19 protein-coding genes are annotated in these 21,904 nt (G+C 44.7%); 11 read left to right on the top strand and 8 right to left on the bottom strand.

Translation table 11 applies throughout. The annotated features are described in order from the left end of the window. Window positions 1–32 precede the first annotated feature (32 nt). Genes AB8613_RS06600 through AB8613_RS06610 form a run of 3 tightly spaced genes read right to left on the bottom strand, consistent with a single transcriptional unit; the run spans window position 33 to window position 5,133 of the window. A complete protein-coding gene (locus AB8613_RS06600) occupies window positions 33–3,140 on the bottom strand; it encodes an efflux RND transporter permease subunit (protein ID WP_372384681.1) in 3,108 nt (1,035 codons plus the stop codon). Continuing rightward, entirely contained in the window at window positions 3,137–4,474 is a 1,338-nt protein-coding gene (locus tag AB8613_RS06605) for an efflux RND transporter periplasmic adaptor subunit (RefSeq protein ID WP_372384682.1), read from the bottom strand. The genes AB8613_RS06600 and AB8613_RS06605 overlap by 4 nt, the downstream gene beginning before the upstream one ends. Then, window positions 4,474–5,133 (bottom strand): TetR/AcrR family transcriptional regulator, encoded by a 660-nt coding sequence (locus tag AB8613_RS06610; protein ID WP_146490491.1) that lies wholly within the window; start codon window positions 5,131–5,133, stop codon window positions 4,474–4,476. Before AB8613_RS06610 ends, AB8613_RS06605 begins: the two co-directional genes overlap by 1 nt. A 568-nt stretch (window positions 5,134–5,701) precedes the next feature. Here AB8613_RS06610 and leuA point away from each other — a divergent pair. From leuA to AB8613_RS06635, 5 genes are all read left to right on the top strand, one after another. Further along, entirely contained in the window at window positions 5,702–7,249 is a 1,548-nt protein-coding gene (gene leuA / locus AB8613_RS06615; protein WP_060983000.1) for a 2-isopropylmalate synthase, read from the top strand. 96 nt (window positions 7,250–7,345) lie between these two features. Then, window positions 7,346–8,437, top strand: coding sequence for a 3-isopropylmalate dehydrogenase (gene leuB / locus AB8613_RS06620; RefSeq protein WP_146490490.1), 1,092 nt, complete (start codon window positions 7,346–7,348; stop codon window positions 8,435–8,437). A 117-nt stretch (window positions 8,438–8,554) separates the two neighbouring features. Beyond that, entirely contained in the window at window positions 8,555–9,967 is a 1,413-nt protein-coding gene (gene leuC / locus AB8613_RS06625; RefSeq protein WP_057621989.1) for a 3-isopropylmalate dehydratase large subunit, read from the top strand. A gap of 14 nt (window positions 9,968–9,981) precedes the next feature. After that, a complete protein-coding gene (gene leuD / locus AB8613_RS06630; RefSeq protein WP_285955132.1) occupies window positions 9,982–10,584 on the top strand; it encodes a 3-isopropylmalate dehydratase small subunit in 603 nt (200 codons plus the stop codon). 190 nt (window positions 10,585–10,774) lie between these two features. After that, window positions 10,775–11,557 (top strand): DUF547 domain-containing protein, encoded by a 783-nt coding sequence (locus AB8613_RS06635; RefSeq protein ID WP_372384683.1) that lies wholly within the window; start codon window positions 10,775–10,777, stop codon window positions 11,555–11,557. A 97-nt stretch (window positions 11,558–11,654) separates the two neighbouring features. Here the strand turns inward: AB8613_RS06635 and AB8613_RS06640 are convergent, their stop codons facing one another. Both AB8613_RS06640 and djlA read right to left on the bottom strand, forming a co-directional pair. Further along, window positions 11,655–12,200 (bottom strand): DUF924 family protein, encoded by a 546-nt coding sequence (locus AB8613_RS06640; protein WP_372384684.1) that lies wholly within the window; start codon window positions 12,198–12,200, stop codon window positions 11,655–11,657. Window positions 12,201–12,259: 59 nt separating this feature from the next. After that, window positions 12,260–13,114 carry a co-chaperone DjlA gene (gene djlA / locus AB8613_RS06645; RefSeq protein WP_372384685.1) on the bottom strand — a complete coding sequence of 285 codons (855 nt, stop codon included), beginning with the start codon at window positions 13,112–13,114 and terminating at the stop codon, window positions 12,260–12,262. A 149-nt stretch (window positions 13,115–13,263) separates the two neighbouring features. Here djlA and lptD point away from each other — a divergent pair, with 149 nt between their 5' ends. The 6 genes from lptD (at window position 13,264) to AB8613_RS06675 (ending at window position 20,029) form a co-directional block, all read left to right on the top strand. After that, complete coding sequence (gene lptD / locus AB8613_RS06650; RefSeq protein WP_146490485.1) at window positions 13,264–15,597, top strand: LPS assembly protein LptD; 2,334 nt, start codon at window positions 13,264–13,266, stop codon at window positions 15,595–15,597. Between the two features lie 43 nt (window positions 15,598–15,640). Next, entirely contained in the window at window positions 15,641–16,936 is a 1,296-nt protein-coding gene (gene surA / locus AB8613_RS06655) for a peptidylprolyl isomerase SurA (protein WP_372384686.1), read from the top strand. Continuing rightward, on the top strand, window positions 16,926–17,915 hold the full coding sequence (gene pdxA, locus AB8613_RS06660; protein WP_061019093.1) for a 4-hydroxythreonine-4-phosphate dehydrogenase PdxA: 990 nt from the start codon (window positions 16,926–16,928) through the stop codon (window positions 17,913–17,915). Before surA ends, pdxA begins: the two co-directional genes overlap by 11 nt. After that, entirely contained in the window at window positions 17,912–18,727 is an 816-nt protein-coding gene (gene rsmA / locus AB8613_RS06665) for a 16S rRNA (adenine(1518)-N(6)/adenine(1519)-N(6))-dimethyltransferase RsmA (RefSeq protein ID WP_017632191.1), read from the top strand. Before pdxA ends, rsmA begins: the two co-directional genes overlap by 4 nt. Before the next feature lie 88 nt (window positions 18,728–18,815). Further along, window positions 18,816–19,196: a Co2+/Mg2+ efflux protein ApaG gene (apaG, locus tag AB8613_RS06670; protein WP_004735899.1), complete on the top strand. Its 381-nt coding sequence runs from the start codon at window positions 18,816–18,818 to the stop codon at window positions 19,194–19,196. Between the two features lie 29 nt (window positions 19,197–19,225). Continuing rightward, window positions 19,226–20,029, top strand: coding sequence for a symmetrical bis(5'-nucleosyl)-tetraphosphatase (locus AB8613_RS06675; RefSeq protein ID WP_372384687.1), 804 nt, complete (start codon window positions 19,226–19,228; stop codon window positions 20,027–20,029). A gap of 57 nt (window positions 20,030–20,086) precedes the next feature. Here AB8613_RS06675 and folA read toward each other — a convergent pair whose 3' ends face one another. The 3 genes from folA to AB8613_RS06690 are packed head-to-tail and all read right to left on the bottom strand — an operon-like array spanning window position 20,087 to window position 21,846. Further along, a complete protein-coding gene (gene folA / locus AB8613_RS06680) occupies window positions 20,087–20,566 on the bottom strand; it encodes a type 3 dihydrofolate reductase (RefSeq protein ID WP_372384688.1) in 480 nt (159 codons plus the stop codon). Between the two features lie 39 nt (window positions 20,567–20,605). Further along, window positions 20,606–21,079, bottom strand: coding sequence for a threonine/serine exporter family protein (locus AB8613_RS06685; RefSeq protein WP_017062945.1), 474 nt, complete (start codon window positions 21,077–21,079; stop codon window positions 20,606–20,608). After that, window positions 21,079–21,846 (bottom strand): threonine/serine exporter ThrE family protein, encoded by a 768-nt coding sequence (locus AB8613_RS06690; protein ID WP_285955129.1) that lies wholly within the window; start codon window positions 21,844–21,846, stop codon window positions 21,079–21,081. Before AB8613_RS06690 ends, AB8613_RS06685 begins: the two co-directional genes overlap by 1 nt. Between the last annotated feature and the right edge of the window lie 58 nt (window positions 21,847–21,904).

Genomic DNA, 21,904 nt, shown 5'->3' on the forward strand with positions numbered 1-21,904 from the left:
GTTATTTCTTTAAAGACGAATAAACGAAGACTCTATAACGAGAGTGGCTCGTGCTTTTTCACCAAACCGAAATCCGCCAATATCGCGTAGGCCGCTGGGATCATAAACAGCACCAGTAAGGTCGAGGCAAATATGCCGAACACAATCGAAATAACCAATGGCTGGATAACCTGAGCCTGCAAGCTAGTTTCCGTTAGTAGCGGTAACAAACCAGCTGCTGTCGTCATTGAGGTCAAAAATACCGCACGGAAACGCTCGCGACTGGCTTTCACCACTGAGTCATGCACGCTATCTCCCTCATCGACATGGTGACGAATATACTGCACCAACAAGATAGAATCGTTGACCACAATCCCGGCAAGCGACACAAAGCCCATCATGCTAGGCATACTTAAAGAGTGGCCAAGTATCCAGTGACCAACAACCACTCCAATAAAGGCGAGTGGAATGGCTAACATCACGACCACAGGCTCTAAGTAGCTTCTGAACTGATAGCTAAGGATCGCAAACACGCCGAATAAGCCGAGTAAGAATCCTTTGCCCATCGAGGCGCCAGTCTTAGCTGCATCTTTAGCTTCCCCTTCGAAATCAAAGCGTAAACCTGGGTACTTCTGAACAAGCTTGGCTGCTTCATCTTTTTGGAACTGAGCCAAAATCGCGGATGAGCTCGCTTTCTTATTGTCAATATCACCAAAGATGCTGATGGTTCTCAGCCCATCAATGCGCTGGATTCGCACGTAATTACGTTGGAAATCTAATGTCGCCAATGTTGCTAGCGGGATCTGACTGCCATCTGCGGTAATGATTGGGAAGTTAGCCAGCTGCTGTATGTCGCCCGCTTGCTCTTTATCAAGACGAACCTCAATCGAGATATTCTCAACACCGATTTGAATCTCATCCGCCGTTTGCCCAAAGAAAGCCGCTCGTAACTGAGATGCAATCATCTGCCCATTCACATTGTAGGTTTCGGCTCCAGGGCGCAGCTTCACTAAGATCTCTTCCTTACCCATGCGCATGTCATCAAGCACACCGTGTACGCCATCAAACTGATTGAGGTATTCCTGAATATCCAAAGAGGCCGATTTCAATGCACTCAGGTCATCATGCTTAGCACGAATCTCAATAGCACGACCGCCCGGGCCCATAGTGGGTTGCTTGAACACCAATGAAATAGGATCCGCTAAATCGCCAATATCTTCACGCCACGCATCAATGAAGTCATCGATAATCGTATTACGACTCTCTGCTCCGCGTAAATCTAAGCGCACTGTGGCTAAGTGTGGGCCTGATTCATTGGCATCGGCGTTGGCATTGAATTGGCTGGTGATATGCTCGACCAATGTATTGCCTTCTTCAACCTCTTCGCTCCATTGCTTGTTCAAACGCTCAGCAGACGCGACAATTTTGTCGACCACTTTTTCGGTTTGAGACAATGATGCTCCCGGCGGAAGAATGATACGTGCCTCGGCAATATCACCATCCAGCTCAGGAAAAGGTTGAAACTTAACAATGCCACCAGCAATCAAGGCTACAGAAAGCAACAACAGCGTAATCACTCCGCCCATAAAGGCGTAGCGGAAGGTCACGACTTTCTCAACCATGTTCATCAAAGTGGTATTACGGAAGTTCTCAAACTTCTCAAGTAACACAACCTTAAAACGCAGCGCTGGCTTGTCATTCTTTTCTTTGTGTAATGAATGAGATAGGTGATTAGGTAGAATCAGGAAGGCTTCAATCAAGCTCAACGACAGCACCAAAATCAAGACTTGAGGAACGGCCTTAAGCACCGCGCCCATCTCACCATCAAGAAACAGTAAGCTACCGAAAATACACACAGTGGTTAGGAAAGAAGACAGTACTCCGGGAAGCACTTTCTTAACGCCGTTGTACACCGCATCATCTACGCTCTGCCCCCGATCTAAATGGGAGGCTATCGATTCGGCAATCACGATGGCGTCATCCATCATAATACCGATCGCCATTAATAAGCCGACCAATGACATGATGTTGATCGACAGACCAAGGTTGGCCATTAAGAACAAGCCACCAAGGAAGGCTACGGGTAAACCTGCCGCAACCCAGAATGAATATCGCAAACTGAAGAACAACCACATGGTGGCAAACACCAGCACAATACCTTGCCAGCCGTTGCGTACCATCATGGTTAAACGATCCCAAAGTACAGACGAGAGATCATTGGTCATTTGCAATGTCACACCATCAGGGGCAATCGCGCTTTGATCTTCAACGAATCGGGTCACGTTCTCTTTGATTCGTAGCGCATCATCTTCTTTGTTTTTGCTGATCTTCAATAGTGCAGAAGGCTTACCATCAAACAGTACCTTCTGTTCATCAAGCTCAAAGCGGTCGGTTATTTTGGCTATGTCCCTTAAGCGAATCACCGAACCATTAGGCGCAGATCCAACCACGATACTTTCCAGTTCAACAGGCGTAATTCGCCTCTCGTCAAAATGAATCAAAAAGTTCTTGTCTGGTGTTTCAACGTTACCGCTCGGAAGCTTTACATTTTGACGGCCTATCTGATCGGCGATATCACCGACGCTCAAACCCAGCTGACGAATGGCTTGGGTATCCAGTTCTACTCGATATTGATGATCTGAGAAGCCGCTGACCTCGACCAAAGATACACCGTAATCGAGCTTCATAGTGCGCTTAAGCTCTTCCGCGTAGGCCTTAAGTTCCGGCCACGACGTTTCGGCTGTGATGGCGATATCAACAACTGGTTCATTCCAATCTAGCTCTTGAACAACAGGTGATTCAATCTCGGTTGGGAAGTCATTGATCGAGTTGATCTGAGTTTGCACGTCCACCAGCATTCGGCCGATGTCCGCTTTCTCATTTAACTTGAGAATTAAACGAGCGCTGCCTTCGATCGCTTCACACTGAGTCTCTTCAATGTTAGCTAACCCGTCTACTGCATCTTCCATTCGCACACATAAGCTCTCTTCCACTTCTTGTGGAGAAGCGCCGGGATAAACAATCGCAGCCATAATGTAAGGCGGGTCATAAGCGGGAAAGGTTTCACGTTTGATGGTTGATAGTGAACTTATACCCAAGATCAACAGCCCAAGCATCAGCAAGTTTGCTGCTGTTGGGTGCCGAGAGAAAAACTTGATCATGACGCACTCTCCTGAGTATTTGATTCAAGCTCAGCCTCTTCAGAGTTCGACTCTTTCAGTAACATGCCTTCAATTGCTGGCAGAACATCATTGAGCACCAGTTTATCTCCAGTTTGTAGCTCGCCACTCACAACCACTTGATTGTCTCTGCGATAAAGCACTTCAACATTGACCACTTGCAAACGCTGATTGTCATCCATCAGATAAACCTTATCACCATGCAGTGCTCGCTCTGGAACCACCCAACTCAGATTCGCTACACCCTCAATCTCAGCTTTGACAAACATGCCGTTGACCAAAGGCGTTGCGCTGTCTGGTTGCAATTGTGAGTAATCTTGAGCGATCTCGAGAATAATCCCCGCCGTCGCTTGGTTTTCATCAACTGTTTCACTGATTCTTGCCACCTTCGCAGGCCAGCTAAGGTTCAGGTTGCCGCTATTAAGTTGAATGCTTGCTTTGATTGGCGCTTCATAAGGATTAGGGATTCCTGCTGCATCGCGAGGGAACTGGTTAAAACTGGAGGCTAAAGTTTGCATATCGTGAATAGAAAGTTGTGCCTCCACTTCCATGACATTAATCCCGTGAGCAATAAACATCTCTTGCTGAAGATTAACCACTTGATTTTGTTCAATATCAACCTGAGCTATTCGCATCGCTCTTGGCAAGGTTATGGTGGTCTTATCGAGAGAGCGTTGTGCTTCTTTCACTTTAGATACGTTGACCTTAATCACCGCTTCCGCGACGCGTTTTTCATCTGGCATTAAAGCAATTTGGTTCGCGATATCCAACACTAGCTTCTGTTGAGACAATGCGCTTTGTTGTTGCAGGTCGACATCAGACTGAGAAGTTAGCCCTTTCTTACGCAGATCCTGTTTACGTTGTAGCTCTTTGTTGCTGATCACTAAGCGATTCTTTTCGATCTTAAGAGTCTGATTAAGGTTGTCTTCTTCTTGATTCAATTTCGCTAATGAGGTTTGGCTTGATTTTAGATCCGCCTCTGCTTGTATCAGTTTCAATTCGTAATCCAATGGATCAACCTTGAGTACAACCGTTCCTGCAGGGATCACCTGCCCTTTTTCAAGCTCCGGGTGTCGATACACTATTTGTCCTGTCACCTCAGCAATCGCTTTCCATTCGACTTTCGGCACCACTTTGCCAAAACCAACCGCTAACGGCGCTATCAGTTGTTGCTCTAGGCTTACTGTATCAACTAAGCGGGCTCTATCACCTGCAGGTTTGGTTGGCAGATCCGGCTTCAAGTTAATCGCGGCGACAAGGCCAATCACACCAACCGCAAGTGCTGGAAAGAAGAGTAGTTTTTTATTTATTTCCATTATCTTTGGTCCTGCACAGAAGAAGGGCTAGGCGTATTTATAAAGCCTTCTGTCATCAATTTAATGTTGTGTTCGATTAAGCGGTTAAGAAATTCTTCATTAATCTCAATACCATGGATTGCTAATAGAGGAGGCGGCGCAATGAATGGAAATACCATCAAGCTTATATACGACACGCGACAGAGTTTAGGATCCATATCTTTTCTTAAAACGCCTTGTGCCACCAGTTTTTCAAAAATGACATCTTGAGCAGGTTTGGTTACATCAAGAAAGACCTTCTCTAGCAACTCTCTCTGCACCTCTGAAGGCGGCATATTCATCACTTGAGCTATCAAGCGAGGAAACTTGGGCACCTTGACCATCTCTTTGTAGTAAGTCCGCATTAAATCAAGAAAGTTCTCATGGCTACTTTCTTCAACCAACCTTTGCATCTGCAATTGCATCGGTCGTAGCGTTTCACGCAGCATCGCCTCAAACAGCCCGGCCTTACTACCAAAGTAATAACGGATCATCGCAATGTTCACACCCGCACGATCAGCAATTAAACGTGTCGAGACCTTATCGTATGGCTGAACGACAAAGAGATCACGAGCATGCTCAATCAATAACTGTCGAACATCTAAGTTCTTTTGAGGTCGCCCTGCTTTTCGTGCCGTCATGGCAAAAATCCATCTCTATAATTAATCATATGATTAATTATAGAGATAAACAGGCGTAACAGTAGAAGATTAATTACTCACTATTTAATCAATTGATTAATTAATTTGGTCACGCTTGTGATTTTTTTGGTGAATCGTTCCATCAAAAAGATTTACTACAAAGTTTTAACCTACACATAAGCCAAACGATAAACTAACCCCCCAATACAAAACCGCCAATCAGATGATTCAGCCAACAAAACAACACAAAACAGCATAAACCAAACCAAAACGTCGCCAATGCACGCTGATATTGGATTTTCTTGTTTGACGCTCAGAATAAATTCCGGTAAATATGGTGTTAACAGTTTATTTACGGATATTTGTGTAATGATTTTTTCTTCTTCTCGACTGCTGAAACTTCTCCTTATCGTGAACCAATCGCGCGGGTAAGTTGTGGGTCAAGAACTACACAAATATTAAAACCCGCGCTGAGCGGGTTTTTTTGTAACTGGCACTTTTAAAAGAACATCATTCTTAATAATAATTTGGATAGCAATCGATTCATTATCGATATAAGGAAGCACCCATGAACGATCAAGTGATAATTTTTGACACGACCTTACGTGATGGCGAGCAAGCGTTGGCAGCAAGCCTTACGGTAAAAGAGAAATTACAGATCGCTTATGCACTTGAACGACTGGGTGTAGATGTTATTGAAGCCGGTTTCCCAGTGTCATCACCAGGCGATTTCGAATCTGTACAAACCATCGCGAAGAATATTAAAGATAGCCGAATCTGTGCACTTTCTCGCGCAGTTGCGAAAGACATCGACGCAGCGGCAGAAGCGTTAAAAGTCGCTGAGCAGTTCCGTATTCATACCTTTATTTCGACATCGACGGTTCACGTTCAAGACAAATTACGTCGCAGCTACGACGATGTTGTCGAGATGGCAGTAAAAGCTGTAAAGCATGCGCGTAACTATACCGATGATGTTGAGTTCTCTTGTGAAGATGCAGGTCGTACACCTATCGACAACCTATGTCGTATGGTTGAAGCTGCTATCAACGCTGGCGCAAAAACCATCAACATTCCAGATACTGTAGGCTACACAGTACCAAATGAATTCGGTGGCATTATCCAAACGCTATTTGATCGCGTACCAAACATCGATCAAGCGATCATCTCTGTTCACTGCCACGATGATTTAGGTATGTCGGTTGCCAACTCAATTGCTGCGGTTCAAGCGGGTGCTCGACAAATTGAAGGCACAATCAATGGTATTGGTGAGCGTGCGGGTAACTGTTCTTTAGAAGAAATCGCAATGATCATCAAAACTCGTCAAGAGCTATTAGGTGTTCATACTGGTTTGGATCACAAAGAGATTCACCGTACCAGTAAGTTGGTTAGCCAGCTTTGCCACATGCCAATTCAAGACAACAAAGCAATCGTTGGTGCTAACGCATTCAGCCACTCTTCAGGTATCCACCAAGATGGCATGCTTAAGAACAAGAACACTTACGAGATCATGACGCCTGAGTCTATTGGCTTGAAGAACAAAGCATTGAACCTAACAAGCCGCAGCGGTCGTGCAGCCGTTAAGAGCCACATGGATGCTATGGGTTACAAAGACAACGAGTACAGCCTAGATTCATTGTACGAAGACTTCTTGAAGCTAGCTGACCGTAAAGGCCAAGTGTTCGATTACGACCTTGAAGCACTAATGCACTTTGCGAACCTACGCGACGAAGATGACTTCTATAAACTTAACTACCTAAGCGTGCAATCTGGTAGTGTTATGTCTACCACCAGCATCAAGCTTCAATGTGGCGATGAAGAGAAATGCGAAGCGGCTGTTGGTAACGGCCCTGTTGATGCTTTATACCAATGTATCTACCGCTTAACGGGTTACGAGATTGCCTTGGATAAATTCGACCTTACCGCGAAAGGTGAAGGCGAAGATGGCCTAGGCCAAGCTGATATTATTGCTAACTATAAAGGCCGTAAATACCACGGTACGGGCGTTTCAACGGATATCGTTGAGGCCTCTGGTCAGGCGCTACTGCACGTTATTAATAGCATTCAACGCGCAGACACCATTGCTGAAATGAAACAGCAAAGAATCGCGACAGTTTAAACACCCAATAACAGAGCCCTAGAGCCGATGTTATTGGCTTTAGGGACAAAATTTAAAACGAGCGAACAGCTCAGTAACAAGAATTAAAGGATTAACATGACTGATAAATCATACAAGATTGCCGTACTACCTGGTGATGGCATTGGCCCAGAAGTAATGCAGCAAGCACACAAGGTGTTAGACGCGATCGAAAAGAAACACGCAATTAGCTTTTCTCGCGAAGAGTATGATGTTGGTGGTATCGCAATTGATAACCACGGCTGTCCACTTCCAGAAGCGACAGTAACAGGCTGTGAAGAATCTGACGCAGTACTATTTGGCTCGGTTGGCGGCCCTAAGTGGGAACACCTTCCACCAAACGATCAACCAGAGCGTGGTGCTCTACTTCCCCTGCGTAAACACTTCCAATTGTTCTGTAACCTACGTCCTGCACAAATCCATAAAGGTCTAGAGTCTTTCTCTCCTTTGCGTGCTGACATTTCAGGTAATGGTTTCGACATCGTTGTTGTTCGTGAGCTAACAGGCGGCATCTACTTCGGCCAACCTAAAGGTCGTGAAGGCGAAGGCGCAACTGAAAAAGCCTTTGATACTGAGATTTACCACCGTTACGAAATCGAACGCATTGCAAAGATTGCTTTTGAATCTGCACGTCTACGTAACAAAAACGTTTACTCAATCGATAAAGCGAACGTTCTACAGAGCTCTATCTTATGGCGTGAAGTGGTTGAAGAAATCTCGAAAGACTACCCAGATGTCACGCTAAACCACATGTACATCGACAACGCGACCATGCAGCTAATCAAAGATCCATCTCAGTTTGACGTAATGCTATGTTCAAACATCTTCGGTGACATCATCTCTGATGAGTGTGCAATGATCACCGGCTCTATGGGTATGCTTCCTTCTGCAAGCTTGAACGAAAGTAACTTCGGCCTATACGAACCTGCAGGTGGCAGCGCGCCAGATATCGCAGGCAAGAACATCGCGAACCCAGTAGCGCAAATTCTTTCTGCTGCGCTAATGCTTCGTTACAGCCTAGGCGAAGAAGCAGCAGCACAAGACATCGAAGCAGCGGTGTCTAAAGCACTTTCTGCAGGCGAGCTAACAGCAGACCTTGCAGGTAACAACCAAGCGCTTACTACCTCTGAAATGGGTGACAAGATCGCAGAGTACATCTTAGCTTCATAGGCTAAATGCTCCGATTAAAAGCAAGTACATAAGAATAATATCAAGCCAAGTCAGCTTAAACCGCATGACTTGGCTCGAAACAAACACTGGGACTGATGCTCCCAAGGAAGAACAGCTATGTCGACAAACCAGCAAGCAAAAACCTTATACGAAAAAGTTTACGACGCACACGTTGCAGTAGCAGCGGAAGGCGAAAACCCGATTCTTTACATCGACCGTCACCTAGTTCACGAAGTAACGTCACCTCAAGCGTTTGATGGGCTGCGAGAAAAAGGCCGTAAAGTTCGCCAAGTAGGCAAGACTTTCGCGACCATGGATCACAACGTATCAACTCAAACCAAAGACATTAATGCTTCTGGAGAGATGGCTCGTATCCAAATGGAAACGCTATCAAAAAACTGTGAAGAGTTTGGTGTAACGCTTTACGACCTAAACCACAAATACCAAGGTATTGTGCACGTCATGGGCCCTGAGCTAGGTATTACTCTACCGGGCATGACCATCGTATGTGGTGACTCACACACTGCGACACACGGTGCATTTGGTTCTCTTGCGTTCGGTATTGGTACTTCAGAAGTTGAACACGTTCTAGCAACTCAAACGCTAAAACAAGCTCGCGCTAAAACCATGAAGATCGAAGTAAAAGGCAAGGTTGCTCCGGGCATCACTGCAAAAGACATCGTGCTAGCGATCATCGGTAAAACAACGGCTGCTGGCGGTACAGGCTACGTGGTTGAATTCTGTGGTGAGGCAATTACAGACCTTACGATGGAAGGTCGTATGACGGTATGTAACATGGCAATTGAGCTTGGTGCGAAAGCTGGCTTAATTGCTCCAGATGCAACGACATACGAGTACATCAAAGGTCGTAAGTTCTCTCCAGCAGGGGAAGACTTAGAAGCGGCAATTGAATACTGGGACACATTGAAAACCGATGCTGACGCAGAGTTCGATGCTGTTGTCACGCTAGAAGCGGCAGACATCAAACCGCAAGTCACATGGGGAACCAACCCAGGTCAGGTTATCTCGGTAGACACACCAATCCCTGCACCAGAAAGCTTCGCAGACCCTGTTGAAAAGGCATCTGCAGAAAAAGCTCTGGCTTATATGGGTCTTGAAGCAGGTAAGTCGCTATCGGATTACAACGTCGATAAAGTCTTCGTAGGTTCTTGTACTAACTCGCGTATCGAAGACATGCGTGCAGCTGCTGCCGTAGCAAAAGGCCGCCAAGTCGCGAAACATGTTCAAGCATTGATCGTTCCAGGCTCTGAGCAAGTAAAAGCGCAAGCTGAAGCAGAAGGCCTAGATAAGATCTTCATCGAAGCAGGTTTTGAATGGCGCCTACCAGGCTGCTCTATGTGTCTTGCAATGAACAATGACCGTCTAGGTCCACAAGAGCGCTGTGCTTCTACATCAAACCGTAACTTTGAAGGTCGCCAAGGCCGTGATGGTCGTACGCACCTAGTTAGCCCAGCGATGGCAGCCGCAGCCGCTATCGCTGGTCACTTTGTCGATATTCGTGAACTTTAATTAGAGGATTTAACATGTCAGGTTTTCAACAACACACCGGATTAGTCGTTCCTCTAGATACGGCCAACATCGACACTGATGCGATCATTCCAAAGCAGTTTCTACAGAAAGTGAACCGCATCGGTTTTGGTAAGCACTTGTTCCACGACTGGCGCTTCTTAGATGACGCTGGCAAACAACCAAACCCTGAGTTTGTAATGAACGAAGCACGCTACCAAGGCGCTTCAATTCTTCTAGCTCGTGAAAACTTCGGTTGTGGCTCATCTCGTGAACATGCACCTTGGGCGCTTGCCGATTACGGTATCCAAGTGATGATCGCACCGAGCTTTGCCGACATTTTCTACGGTAACTCGATCAACAACCAAATGGTGCCGGTTCGATTGACTGAGCAAGAAGTGGATGAGCTATTCCAATTCGTTGAAGCAAATGAAGGCGCAGAAATCACCGTTGATCTAGAAGCAATGAAAGTGAGCGCAAATGGTAAACAGTACTCGTTTGAAATTGATGAGTTCCGCCGTCATTGCTTACTGAATGGTTTAGATAATATCGGCCTTACACTTCAACATGCTGATAAGATCTCAGAGTTTGAAGCTAAGATTCCTAGCTTCCTGAAATAAAGAAGTCTTGAAATAGAATCACACAGTTTCTGTAGACATAAAAGGTTGGCCTAGTGCCAACCTTTTTTATTTAGCTGAATATCATTATTAAACTTCTTCTTTATTTGACTAAGTTCGTTATTTAACTGAAGAGCCATGAAAGAAAATGGTAAGCCATAAGGTCTTAGTAGTCAGTCATCAGGAGAATGCCATGAAACAACTACTTTTTATTGTCAGCCTACTTTTCTCAACCTTAGTTTGGTCTGCGCCTAAATCCGATCTTTGGCGGTACTGGAATCAAAGCAATGAAACCAATCTAGAACAAGTATCTCACCAAGATTGGCAGCAATTTCTCGATAACAACCTAGTTAAACAAGGGCAAAATACCCTAGTTCGCTATAAAGCAGTGAACACTGCCGATAAAAAAAAGCTCAAGCAATACATCAAGCAACTCGAACAAGTTAATCCGCTCGACTATTCAAAAGCGGAGCAGTATGCCTATTGGGTTAACCTATACAACGCCGTGACTGTCGATTTGATTCTTGATACCTACCCGATAAAATCCATCACTAAACTTGGCGGACTATTTAGTTTCGGACCGTGGGGAGATGATGTGGTAGTCGTTAACGGTAAGTCACTGACACTCAACAATATTGAACATCGAATCCTACGACCGATTTGGCAAGACCCACGCACGCATTATGCAGTGAACTGTGCCAGCCTAGGTTGCCCTAACTTGCAGCCTGATGCTTTTACCTCTGACAATACTGAAACCTTGCTAGAGCAAGCTGCTCATGAGTTTGTAAACAGTGACAAAGGCGTGCTGGTTACAAATAATAAGCTTCAGCTATCATCGATTTACGATTGGTTTGCTGTGGATTTTGGTACGGAGAAACAACTCATTCAGCACTTAGACCAATATCGAACAGAAGCAGTAACCAATACTCAAAATATCAGTTATGACTACGACTGGTCGCTCAACCAAGCTAACTAGCTCTAACGCTAAACTTCATAACTAAAGCAAAACAAAAAAGAGGCTAGGGTTTTATCAACCACTAGCCTCTTTTCATCTATTTCACTGAGTTCTAAAACTAGAAACTTGAACCTGGCTGCTGCAAGAATTCAACCTCTTCAGGAGTCGAAATTCGTCCTAACACTTCATTACGGTGCGGATAGCGACCAAATCGCTCAATGATAATCTTGTGCTTAAACTCAAAATCCAAATTATGTTCTAATCCCGTTTGAGAAAAGAGCTCCACGGCTTGTTCATGGACCAACAAAGATTCACTGTGCATATAAGGCATATACAGGAAACTTTTTTGTTGCTCGTTAAGTTGGTGGTCAAAACCACCCGCTACCGCCTCTTGCGCTAGAGCCAACGCCATCGGATCAGCAGAAAAAGCTGCCAGACTGTTTCTACCAATATTTCGAGAAAACTGATCAAGCACGATAATCTCTGCCAATCGCCCTTGTGCGTTTTGTCGCCATTCAAACAGCTCACCTTGAGTCGCAGTTTTGTGCAGTTCAGAAAATCGAGACTCTATCAAAGAGTCAATCTCGGCGCCGCCAGTAAACCAATCTTTAGGCGTCAACTCATCGAACCAAAACTCTAGAACATCCTGATACGTTACCGTCATATAATTCCCTTTAATAAAAAAGCGAGTCATTTAATGTCATGACTCGCTTTAGTGTTCGATTACTTAAAACCTTTAACTTTTTTTATCAGGTCATAAGCATTTTGAATCTCTTGCGATTTCTCTTTCGCAACATTCATCATCTCTGGCGGTAAACCTTTCGCCATCAATTTATCTGGGTGATGTTCATTCATCAACTTACGGTAGGCTTTCTTCACTTCTTTACCATCAGCACTTTCGCTGACTCCTAATACCTTAAAGGCATCGCCAAGCTGGTTCTGCTGTGATGCTTGCTGCCAACCTGAAGATTGCCCTTGATGATGACCACCACCAAAGCTTCCACCCTGTTGTTGGAAACGGAACGCGGCTTCTTGCATCTGCAAGCGGCGTTCTAGTTGCTCTGCAGAAAACCCTAGACCTTGAGCTATCTTATGCAAGACCTGACGCTCACTTGGATGCAAGCTCCCATCAGCAAATGCAGCAGATACTTGCAACTCAAGAAAGAACTGTAGAAGATCAAAACGACCACCCGATGAGATTTTCACTCGCTCAAGTACGTCGCTCAGCGGGAAGTCACTCTCTTTACCGTCACGAAAAGCATCTTGCGCCGCTTTACGTTGCTCTCCATGTAGGTTCATGCGCTCCATCATGGTAGAAGCAAGCTGAATCTCTTCTGGTGTTACTTGCCCCTTCGCTTTAGCAACATGTCCCATAACCGCAAAAGCGGATTTAAAAAACTCACTCTGTCTTTCTGCTTGGCTTGGCCCTCGACCAAAACCAGAGCTATTGAATCCAGATTGGTTCAATCGGCGAGCTTTATCGAATTGATGTCCTAAAAACAGACCAAAAACTAAACCGAGCGGCCCTCCAAATAAAAAGCCAAAAAACGCGCCCAAAATTTTGCCAAATATTTGCATTATGTGTTCTCTATCTATGAATTTTATCTGAGTAATGCTGTCTGATGATGCTGAATGCTAATATTTCCTTTATCATAAGGAAAATGCTTTATTAATTGGATTGATACTAGATCAACCCTTCATCTAGTGACACAGGATAGTTCAACTTCATGCAATCTTTTTCCCGCACCCTGTTAGCCGCGTCTATAAGTACGGCGTTATACGTGTCGACAACTCAAGCTGAAACAATCACCAATAGTAGTGTGCAGGAAATGCCCTCTATAGATCAATGCTTGATCGAACCCGCTGCAGAAAACGAGACACAGCTACCCGCACACGTTGAGTCAGATCGCTTAGAAGCTATCAATGGTGACAAGGCTATATATTCAGGTGACGTAAGAGTTACGCAAGGGAACAAGACCATCCTTGCTGATAACGTAACCCTACACCAACAAGAAAATATCGTTGTAGCTGAAGGCAACGTAAACTTTAGTGATGGTCAAATCAAGTCAGTATCAGATAGAGCAACCAACAATCTGACTACCGATGAGATGACGTTAGAAAATACCGATTACGAATTTCTTTGCGAACCGGGTCGCGGAGATGCTGTTTATATCGCAAAAACAGGTAAAGCGGTTTATGAGATTGAAGATGGCTCGATTACCTCTTGCCCGATTGGTGACAACGCTTGGCGTCTAAGAGCATCGAGTATCGATGTCGACCAAGACGAAGAGCAAGCGACCTTTTATAACCCACGCTTTGAAATCCAGAGCGTTCCAGTTTTCTATCTGCCTTATCTAACTGTTCCTATTGGTGATACACGTAAAACAGGTTTCCTGTACCCAACCGTGTCATACGGTTCAAGTGATGGTTTTGAAGCTGAAATCCCTGTGTATTGGAACTTGGCGCCAAACTACGACTTAGAAACCACTTTTAAGTACATGCAAGAGCGTGGCACACAACTTAACAGTAAATTCCGTTACTTGAGCGACTTTGGCTCAGGTAGTATCGAGTCTGAGTATTTACCGGATGACAAAAAATACTCCGAAAAAGGCGATCGTTGGGGGGCTCAACTTCAGCACTCAGGGATATTCCAGCAATCGTGGTTGTTTGAAGTCGACTACTCAAAAGTCAGCGACATTGATTACTTTACCGATCTAAGTTCTGGTATTGGTAATCGTGAAGATGGCCAACTACTTCAGGAAGGCCGAGCGACATACCGTTCCCAAAACTGGGATGCATCGGTACTTGTTCGAGATTTCCAAGTTCTGACTACAAGTAATAATCTACCTTACCGCCTAATGCCACAGCTAGAGTACAATTACTATGCTCCTGAGGTGATGGAGTACTTAGACTTCGACATGATAAGTCATGTCTCAATATTTGATACCGACGCTGCAGGCAAGCCATCGGCGAACCGTATTCACGTGGAACCCGGTATTACCATCCCAGTAGGGAATACTTGGGGTACTTGGACCACAGAAGCTCGACTACTTGGTACTTACTATCAACAAGATCTTGATGGCGTTGATACAGGTGCGGGTTCTGATTATGAAGGCTTAGAAGAATCGGTAAGCCGAGTTATTCCAGAGTTTAGAAGCCACGCAGGTATCGTCCTAGAACGCGACACCACTATTGTTGGCAACTATACTCAAACACTCGAACCGCAAGTCCAGTATCTTTACGTGCCAGAAGAAGATCAAAGCGATATTGGTCTTTATGATACTACGCTGTTACAAACCGATTATTACGGTCTATTTAGAAGCCGTAAATACAGTGGTGTAGACCGTATCGCAGCTGCAAACCAAGTCAGTTATGGGGCTTCATCTCGTTTCTTTGATGACGAATACAAAGAAAGACTAAATATATCATTTGGTCAAATATTCTATTTTGATAAAGATACAAAACAAACCCTGAGCAGTGAAGGATCTAATGATAAAACTAATTATTCTTCTTGGGCTATCGAAATGGACTTCAACTACGATGACTATCTGTTCTACCATGGTGGCGTGCAATACGACATTGACTCATCTTCGATGCAATTAGCCAATAGTACACTTGAATACCGCTTTGCTGGTGGTTACATACAAACCAACTATCGCTACGTTACAGAAGAATACATAAATGAAACTGTAGATTTTGACGTATCATCAATAACAAGAGATGGTATATCTCAAGCAGGTTTACTCGGTGCCTACCAAATTTCGCCAAAGTGGAATACCAGTGCTCAATATTTCTATGACTTAACCACACAAGAAGATCTAGAGTGGTTAGCTCGTTTAAACTACAGATCGGATTGTTGGTACATCGGCTTTACTTATAGTAACCGTTTGACAAATAACATTAGTAATCCAAATACTACGCCTGAATATGAAAATAACTTCAGCGTTAACTTCGGTATTGTAGGCTTTGGTACCAACATTGGTTCTGACTCTGGAGCAGTTGGGGATAGCAGCTCCGACAACTCGCTAAGCTACGGTCGCCCATTCTTCTTAAACAACTAATTTTCTTTACTGATAAGACATCAGTAAATTTAAAGGATTACACATGACATTGTGGAAACGCACATTAATTGCCATTGCAGCAGCTTGTACTTTATCAACAAGCCATGCAGCGCCGATTGAGCTAGACAGCGTAAAAGTTATCGTTAACGAAGGCGTTATCTTACAAAGCGACATCGATGCTTCGATGAAGACGCTGCGTGCAAACGCTAAAAAAAGCGGTCAAACACTGCCATCACAAGACGTGCTCAACGAGCAAGTGCTTGAAAAACTGATCATCGATACTATTCAGACTCAAGAAGCGGAACGTATCGGTGTTCGTATTGATGATGCTCGACTTGATCAAGCAATTGAAGGTATCGCCAAAGACAACAACCAAACAGTAGAACAACTTACCGCATCGGTTGCTGAAGAAGGCCTTAGCTACAATGCATTTCGAGAGCAAGTAAGAAAAGAAATTGCGGCAAGTGAGGCTCGCAATGCTCTAGTCCGCCGTCGTATTAACATCCTTCCTGCAGAGGTCGATAACCTAGCGGATATCTTAGCGCAAGAGACTAACGCAACCGTTCAATACAAGATTGGACACATTCAACTTCGCTTCAATGATGACCAAACCAAAGAAGAGCTAGAAGCCCAAGCTAAAGAACTTGTCGAAGAACTGAACTCAGGCAAAGATTTTAGCACCATGGCATATACTTACTCTAAAGGTCCTAAAGCACTACAAGGTGGTGATTGGGGTTGGATGCGCAAAGAAGAGATGCCGACCATCTTTGCTGATCAAATCAAAATGCAAAATAAAGGCAGCATCATAGGTCCTTTCCGAAGCGGCGTTGGTTTCCATATTCTAAAAATTGAAGATGTGAAAGGCTTAGAAACCGTAGCGGTAACGGAAGTTAATGCTCGTCATATCCTGATTAAGCCAACGGTCATCTTGAGTGATGACGGTGCCAAAGAGCAACTTGAAGAAATCACTCGTCGTGTCAACGCAGGTGAAGCGAGCTTTGGCGACCTTGCTCAGCAATACAGCCAAGACCCAGGTTCTGCAGTACAAGACGGTGAGCTAGGTTACCAAACGCCAGATTTGTATGTACCAGAGTTCAAACACCAAGTAGAAACACTACCCGAAGGTAAGATCAGTGCGCCATTCAAAACCGTGCACGGTTGGCACATTGTTGAAGTACTAGACCGTCGCGAAGTAGACCGTACTGATTCAGCTTTGAAAAATAAAGCTTACCAAATTCTATTTAACCGTAAATTCAACGAAGAAGCTGGTGCTTGGCTACAAGAAGTGAGAGCAAGTGCCTTTGTGGAAATGGTTGAGGACGACCAAGATGACAACTAAACGTATTGTCATAACTGCAGGAGAGCCCGCGGGGATAGGTCCAGATCTGACTCTGGCTCTATCTCAAGAAAGCTGGCCTCATCAACTTGTAGTCTGTGCCGATAAGACACTGCTAGCTGAACGAGCTAAAGTGCTTGGTATCGAAGTGGATCTGCTAGATTACGACGCAAACGCGGCTAAGCAACCTCAACGTGCTGGCACACTAGTAGTGAAACACATTCCACTTGCTGAAATGGCAATTGCGGGCCAACTCAACGAGGCTAATGGCCATTACGTATTAAATACTTTAGAAACCGCAGCAATTGGCTGTATGAATGATGAATTTGATGCTATTGTCACCGGCCCTGTTCACAAGGGTGTAATTAACCGAGCTGGCGTTGCTTTTAGTGGCCATACCGAGTTCTTTGCAGAGAAGTCCAATACACCACTGGTAGTGATGATGTTGGCAACTGAAGGGCTGCGTGTTGCGCTAGTAACAACGCACATCCCACTAGCTTATGTATCTCAAGCAGTGACCGAAGACAGATTAGAGCAAATTATTGCTATTCTGAATAAAGACTTGGTTGAAAAATTTGCTATTGAGAAACCAACTATCTACGTGTGTGGCTTGAATCCACATGCTGGTGAAGATGGTTGCTTAGGGCGTGAAGAAATAGAAACCATCACCCCGACGCTAGAAAAAATTCGCCAAAAAGATGGCATCAATTTAGTTGGCCCATTGCCAGCAGACACCATCTTTAATGAAAAATATTTGCAAGATGCAGATGCTGTTTTAGGTATGTATCACGACCAAGTACTCCCGGTATTGAAATACAAAGGGTTTGGTCGCTCAGTGAACATCACGCTTGGCTTACCGTTTATTCGCACATCAGTCGACCACGGTACCGCCTTAGACTTGGCAGGGAAAGGCCAAGCCGATACAGGGAGCTTTAGAACAGCGCTCACGCACGCCATTGAATTAGTAGAGAAAAAGCAATGAGAAATGATGTCCACTTAGGACACAAAGCGCGTAAACGTTTTGGTCAAAACTTCCTTAACGATCCATACATTATTGATGGCATCGTATCGAGCATTAACCCACTACCAGGTCAAAATCTAGTAGAGATCGGCCCTGGTCTAGGCGCTATTACTGAGCCTGTGGGTAAGCTTGTCGATAAATTTACCGTTATCGAATTGGATAGAGACCTTGCAGAGCGTCTTCGTAACCATCCGGATTTGGCTGATAAGCTAACAATCCGCGAAGGCGATGCGATGAAGTTCGACTTCCAAGAGCTCGTTAAGCCAAACAATAAGCTACGCATCTTTGGTAACTTGCCATATAACATCTCTACACCATTGATGTTCCACCTTTTTGAATTCCATAAAGACGTGCAAGACATGCACTTTATGCTTCAAAAAGAAGTGGTTAACCGTTTGGCTGCAGGTCCAGGCAGTAAAGCTTACGGCCGTCTTACTGTGATGGCTCAGTACTACTGTAAAGTGACACCTGTGCTAGAAGTGCCACCAACGGCCTTCGTTCCGCCACCTAAAGTAGACTCAGCAGTTGTACGCTTGCAGCCATACGAAGTGTTACCTTACCCAGCAAAAGATCTAAAATGGTTAGATCGTGTTTGTCGTGAAGGCTTTAACCAACGTCGTAAAACCGTTCGTAACTGCTACAAGAGCTTAATTGATAAGGAAGTGCTTGAAGAACTTGGTATCAACCCAAGTATGCGTCCTGAAAACTTAACGCTCGAGCAGTTTGTCGACATGGCAAACTGGCTGCACGACAGTCACAACGCTGATAAATAAATAAAAAAGGCTCCTACACTTCGGTTAGGAGCCTTTTTTATGTAATACTTTAATTACATTAAGTATACCAACAACAAAAGGTGCGAATATGGATATATCTACGCCTTGTATCAAATGCCAGGTTCACTCTAAATACATAGAGGAGCAATCTGAGCCAACGAAGAACCGTTACGTCTTCGCCTACATCATAACCATCAAAAACCTAAGTAAAACAACGGTGCAGCTGATGTCTCGCCGCTGGTTAATTACCGACTCTAACGGCAAGCAGCTCACCATTGAAGGTGATGGCGTGGTTGGGCAACAACCCGTGATTGAAGCCAACGACGAATACACCTACACAAGTGGCACTGTCATCGAAACCCCTGTTGGCGTTATGCAAGGTCACTATGTGATGACCGATAACAAGGGCATTGATTTTATTACTGAAGTTGACCCATTCAGACTCGCAATCCCTAATATTCTTAATTAGCCGTACATCCGTATCTACAGGAAATTATTGTGTCGAATTATATTGTCGGAGACATCCAAGGGTGCTTCGACGAACTTCAGCTCTTACTTGAAACCGTCAAATTTGATAAACAAAAAGACACTTTGTGGGTCGCTGGTGACTTGGTCGCAAGAGGCCCTAAATCACTTGATACACTCAGGTTTATCAAGTCTTTAGGAGAATCGGCGAAGGTGGTGTTAGGCAATCATGACCTACACCTGCTCGCCGTCTCGCTTGGTCTTTTTCCAGCAAAGAAGAAAGATCAAACTCAGCAGATCCTAGATGCTGCTGACAAATACGAGTTGCTTGAATGGCTTAGAGAACAGCCATTGATGCAAGAACATGATCAATTTGTCATGACCCATGCGGGGATATCTCCGCAATGGACAGTAAAGCGAGCGCGTAAAGAGAACAAAAAGATCATAGGTCTATTACGCTCAAAAAAATGGAAGTGGCTAATTGAGAACATGTACAGCAACACTCCTGAATTATGGTCCAAAGAACTGAGCGATATAGAACGTTACCGATACGCGATCAATAGCTTTACACGTATGCGCTTCTGCTTTCCTGATGGGCGATTAGACATGGGATGCAAGCTTCCTCCAAAAGAGGTCACTGACAACGAATACATTCCTTGGTTCGACCTTCCTCAAAGAATTCAGTTAGATAAAACCGTACTATTTGGGCACTGGGCGGCACTTGAGGGCTATAACGGAAAGGATGTGATTGGGCTTGATACTGGGTGTGTTTGGGGCGGAGAGTTAACGGCACTTCGCTGGGAAGACAAACAGTTTTTTACTCAAAGAGCGTTATAGATATACGAAACACTTGCGCTACTCGTGCAGCAACGCAAGTGATTTTAATTTCAAAACTTAACGCTCGAGAATCACAAACTCCATGTTGTGTTTGTTTTTCTCGTCAGCTTGATAGCTCTCGTTAAAGCTCCGCTTCCAACCTTCACCCCAGTCTGGAAATTGTGTATCTCCATCGACTGCGAAATCGATGTAAGTCAGATACAACTTGTCTGCTTTAGGTAGGCAGCTTTCATAGATTGAACCACCACCGATGATCATCACCTCTTCAACATCACTAACGAGATCCAGAGCATTTTCAATAGAAGTAACCGTCGTCACCCCTTCGATCTCTAAGCTCTCATCACGGCTAATCACAACGTTTAATCGACCAGGTAAAGGACGCCCGATCGAATCATAGGTTTTACGCCCCATGACTACAGGCTTACCCATAGTTGAGCGCTTGAACCATGCAAAATCCGCAGGCAAGTGCCAAGGCATCTGGTTGTCTTTACCTATTACACGGTTATTGGCCATTGCTGCAATCATACTGATGATCATAAATCGAAAGTCCTGTCCTTAACTGAGAGAGATTTGATGCTAGACGATAGGTCTGCGTCGGTAGAATAACAGCCCGGGTACAGCTAAGCCAACCGCTAGTCCAGCGATAATGAACATTGATTTCAAAAAGTTCTCCATCAACATTGCCAGTAACTCGGGAGTGTAGCCAGCTCTGTTAATCTCTACCATAGCAATCATTGCCTTGAAGGCAAACACGCCTGGGACCATAGGAATCAAGGCAGCAACCGTAAATACTTTAGGATGCGCTAACAGTTTATGTGACCAATGAACCCCTATCATACCAACTACCGTCGCGGCGAAAAATGTCGCCCATTCGATTGGAATACCAAAGTGCATCATCAGGTAACGGCTACCGTGACCAATAGAGCCTCCTAATGCACAATAAATTAACGCGCGCTGTGGGACGTTAAACACCAATGCGAATCCAACCGCAGGAATCGCGGCGAAAAACATATCATTGAGCAAACCTAAAAACAGTTCGAAAATACTCATTAGCTCGCCCATCCCCAAACATCAGATAAACTCATCGCTGCAACAATACCCAAGCTCGTTGCCAGAGTTAATAAGCTGGCCATGGTAAAGCGCGCTAACCCCATATTAATGTGGCCTTTGAGCATATCAGCAACAGAGTTAATCAGAGGAAAGCCTGGTACTAGCATCAATACTGATGAAGCCATCACGATCGTGGGTTGACCGCCAATATTGTAAAGTACTGCTTGAGCAGAGATGGTAGTGGTAACGAATGCGGTGATCGCAAAATTTAATAAAGGATTGAAATGACGATGGCCAACTTCTTGTCTGACGATCATGCCACAGGCTGAAGCAATAAAAGTCATCATGAATACCTGCCAATCTCCGCCCGCAAGACGGCTAAAAGAGGCGCACGATAACCCTATCATCACAACCACTAGCCAACGGTTGTAGCGTTCAGGGCTGATGTTTTGAATCTTTTTATATGCTAATTCATAATCGAGAATTCCCTTCTCCATCATGATGCAAATTCGTTGAATGTCAGTGATCACTTGCATGTTAATGCCACGATCAGCACAGCTTCGTGTGGTGGTAATACAGTGATCATTCATCACGGTAGTGACAACGAGCGCATTGGCTGACAGTGCGACTTCAACCTCATTCACCCCACAAGCAATGCCGATACGGCGCATAATATCGCCGACCAGTGTACTTTCAGCTCCGTGTGCCAGTAACATTTGTCCTGATTGAGCGACAAGTCTTGAGATCGCTCTTTGCTTTGGTGCCATGATTTCCTTCCCATAGGCGTTAAATTTCTAGAAATAAATTCTGCATTAAAATCCGACT

Origin of the sequence: Vibrio sp. BS-M-Sm-2 (genome assembly GCF_041504345.1) — a bacterium.
Classification (GTDB): Bacteria; Pseudomonadota; Gammaproteobacteria; order Enterobacterales; family Vibrionaceae; genus Vibrio; species Vibrio satsumensis.

Bases quoted from the DNA above. Each gene is read 5' to 3' on its own strand.
- AB8613_RS06600 (WP_372384681.1), bottom strand. From the start codon at position 3,140: ATGATCAAGTTTTTCTCTCGGCACCCAACAGCAGCAAACTTGCTGATG.
- AB8613_RS06605 (WP_372384682.1), bottom strand. From the start codon at position 4,474: ATGGAAATAAATAAAAAACTACTCTTCTTTCCAGCACTTGCGGTTGGT.
- AB8613_RS06610 (WP_146490491.1), bottom strand. From the start codon at position 5,133: ATGACGGCACGAAAAGCAGGGCGACCTCAAAAGAACTTAGATGTTCGA.
- leuA (WP_060983000.1), top strand. From the start codon at position 5,702: ATGAACGATCAAGTGATAATTTTTGACACGACCTTACGTGATGGCGAG.
- leuB (WP_146490490.1), top strand. From the start codon at position 7,346: ATGACTGATAAATCATACAAGATTGCCGTACTACCTGGTGATGGCATT.
- leuC (WP_057621989.1), top strand. From the start codon at position 8,555: ATGTCGACAAACCAGCAAGCAAAAACCTTATACGAAAAAGTTTACGAC.
- leuD (WP_285955132.1), top strand. From the start codon at position 9,982: ATGTCAGGTTTTCAACAACACACCGGATTAGTCGTTCCTCTAGATACG.
- AB8613_RS06635 (WP_372384683.1), top strand. From the start codon at position 10,775: ATGAAACAACTACTTTTTATTGTCAGCCTACTTTTCTCAACCTTAGTT.
- AB8613_RS06640 (WP_372384684.1), bottom strand. From the start codon at position 12,200: ATGACGGTAACGTATCAGGATGTTCTAGAGTTTTGGTTCGATGAGTTG.
- djlA (WP_372384685.1), bottom strand. From the start codon at position 13,114: ATGCAAATATTTGGCAAAATTTTGGGCGCGTTTTTTGGCTTTTTATTT.
- lptD (WP_146490485.1), top strand. From the start codon at position 13,264: ATGCAATCTTTTTCCCGCACCCTGTTAGCCGCGTCTATAAGTACGGCG.
- surA (WP_372384686.1), top strand. From the start codon at position 15,641: ATGACATTGTGGAAACGCACATTAATTGCCATTGCAGCAGCTTGTACT.
- pdxA (WP_061019093.1), top strand. From the start codon at position 16,926: ATGACAACTAAACGTATTGTCATAACTGCAGGAGAGCCCGCGGGGATA.
- rsmA (WP_017632191.1), top strand. From the start codon at position 17,912: ATGAGAAATGATGTCCACTTAGGACACAAAGCGCGTAAACGTTTTGGT.
- apaG (WP_004735899.1), top strand. From the start codon at position 18,816: ATGGATATATCTACGCCTTGTATCAAATGCCAGGTTCACTCTAAATAC.
- folA (WP_372384688.1), bottom strand. From the start codon at position 20,566: ATGATCATCAGTATGATTGCAGCAATGGCCAATAACCGTGTAATAGGT.
- AB8613_RS06685 (WP_017062945.1), bottom strand. From the start codon at position 21,079: ATGAGTATTTTCGAACTGTTTTTAGGTTTGCTCAATGATATGTTTTTC.
- AB8613_RS06690 (WP_285955129.1), bottom strand. From the start codon at position 21,846: ATGGCACCAAAGCAAAGAGCGATCTCAAGACTTGTCGCTCAATCAGGA.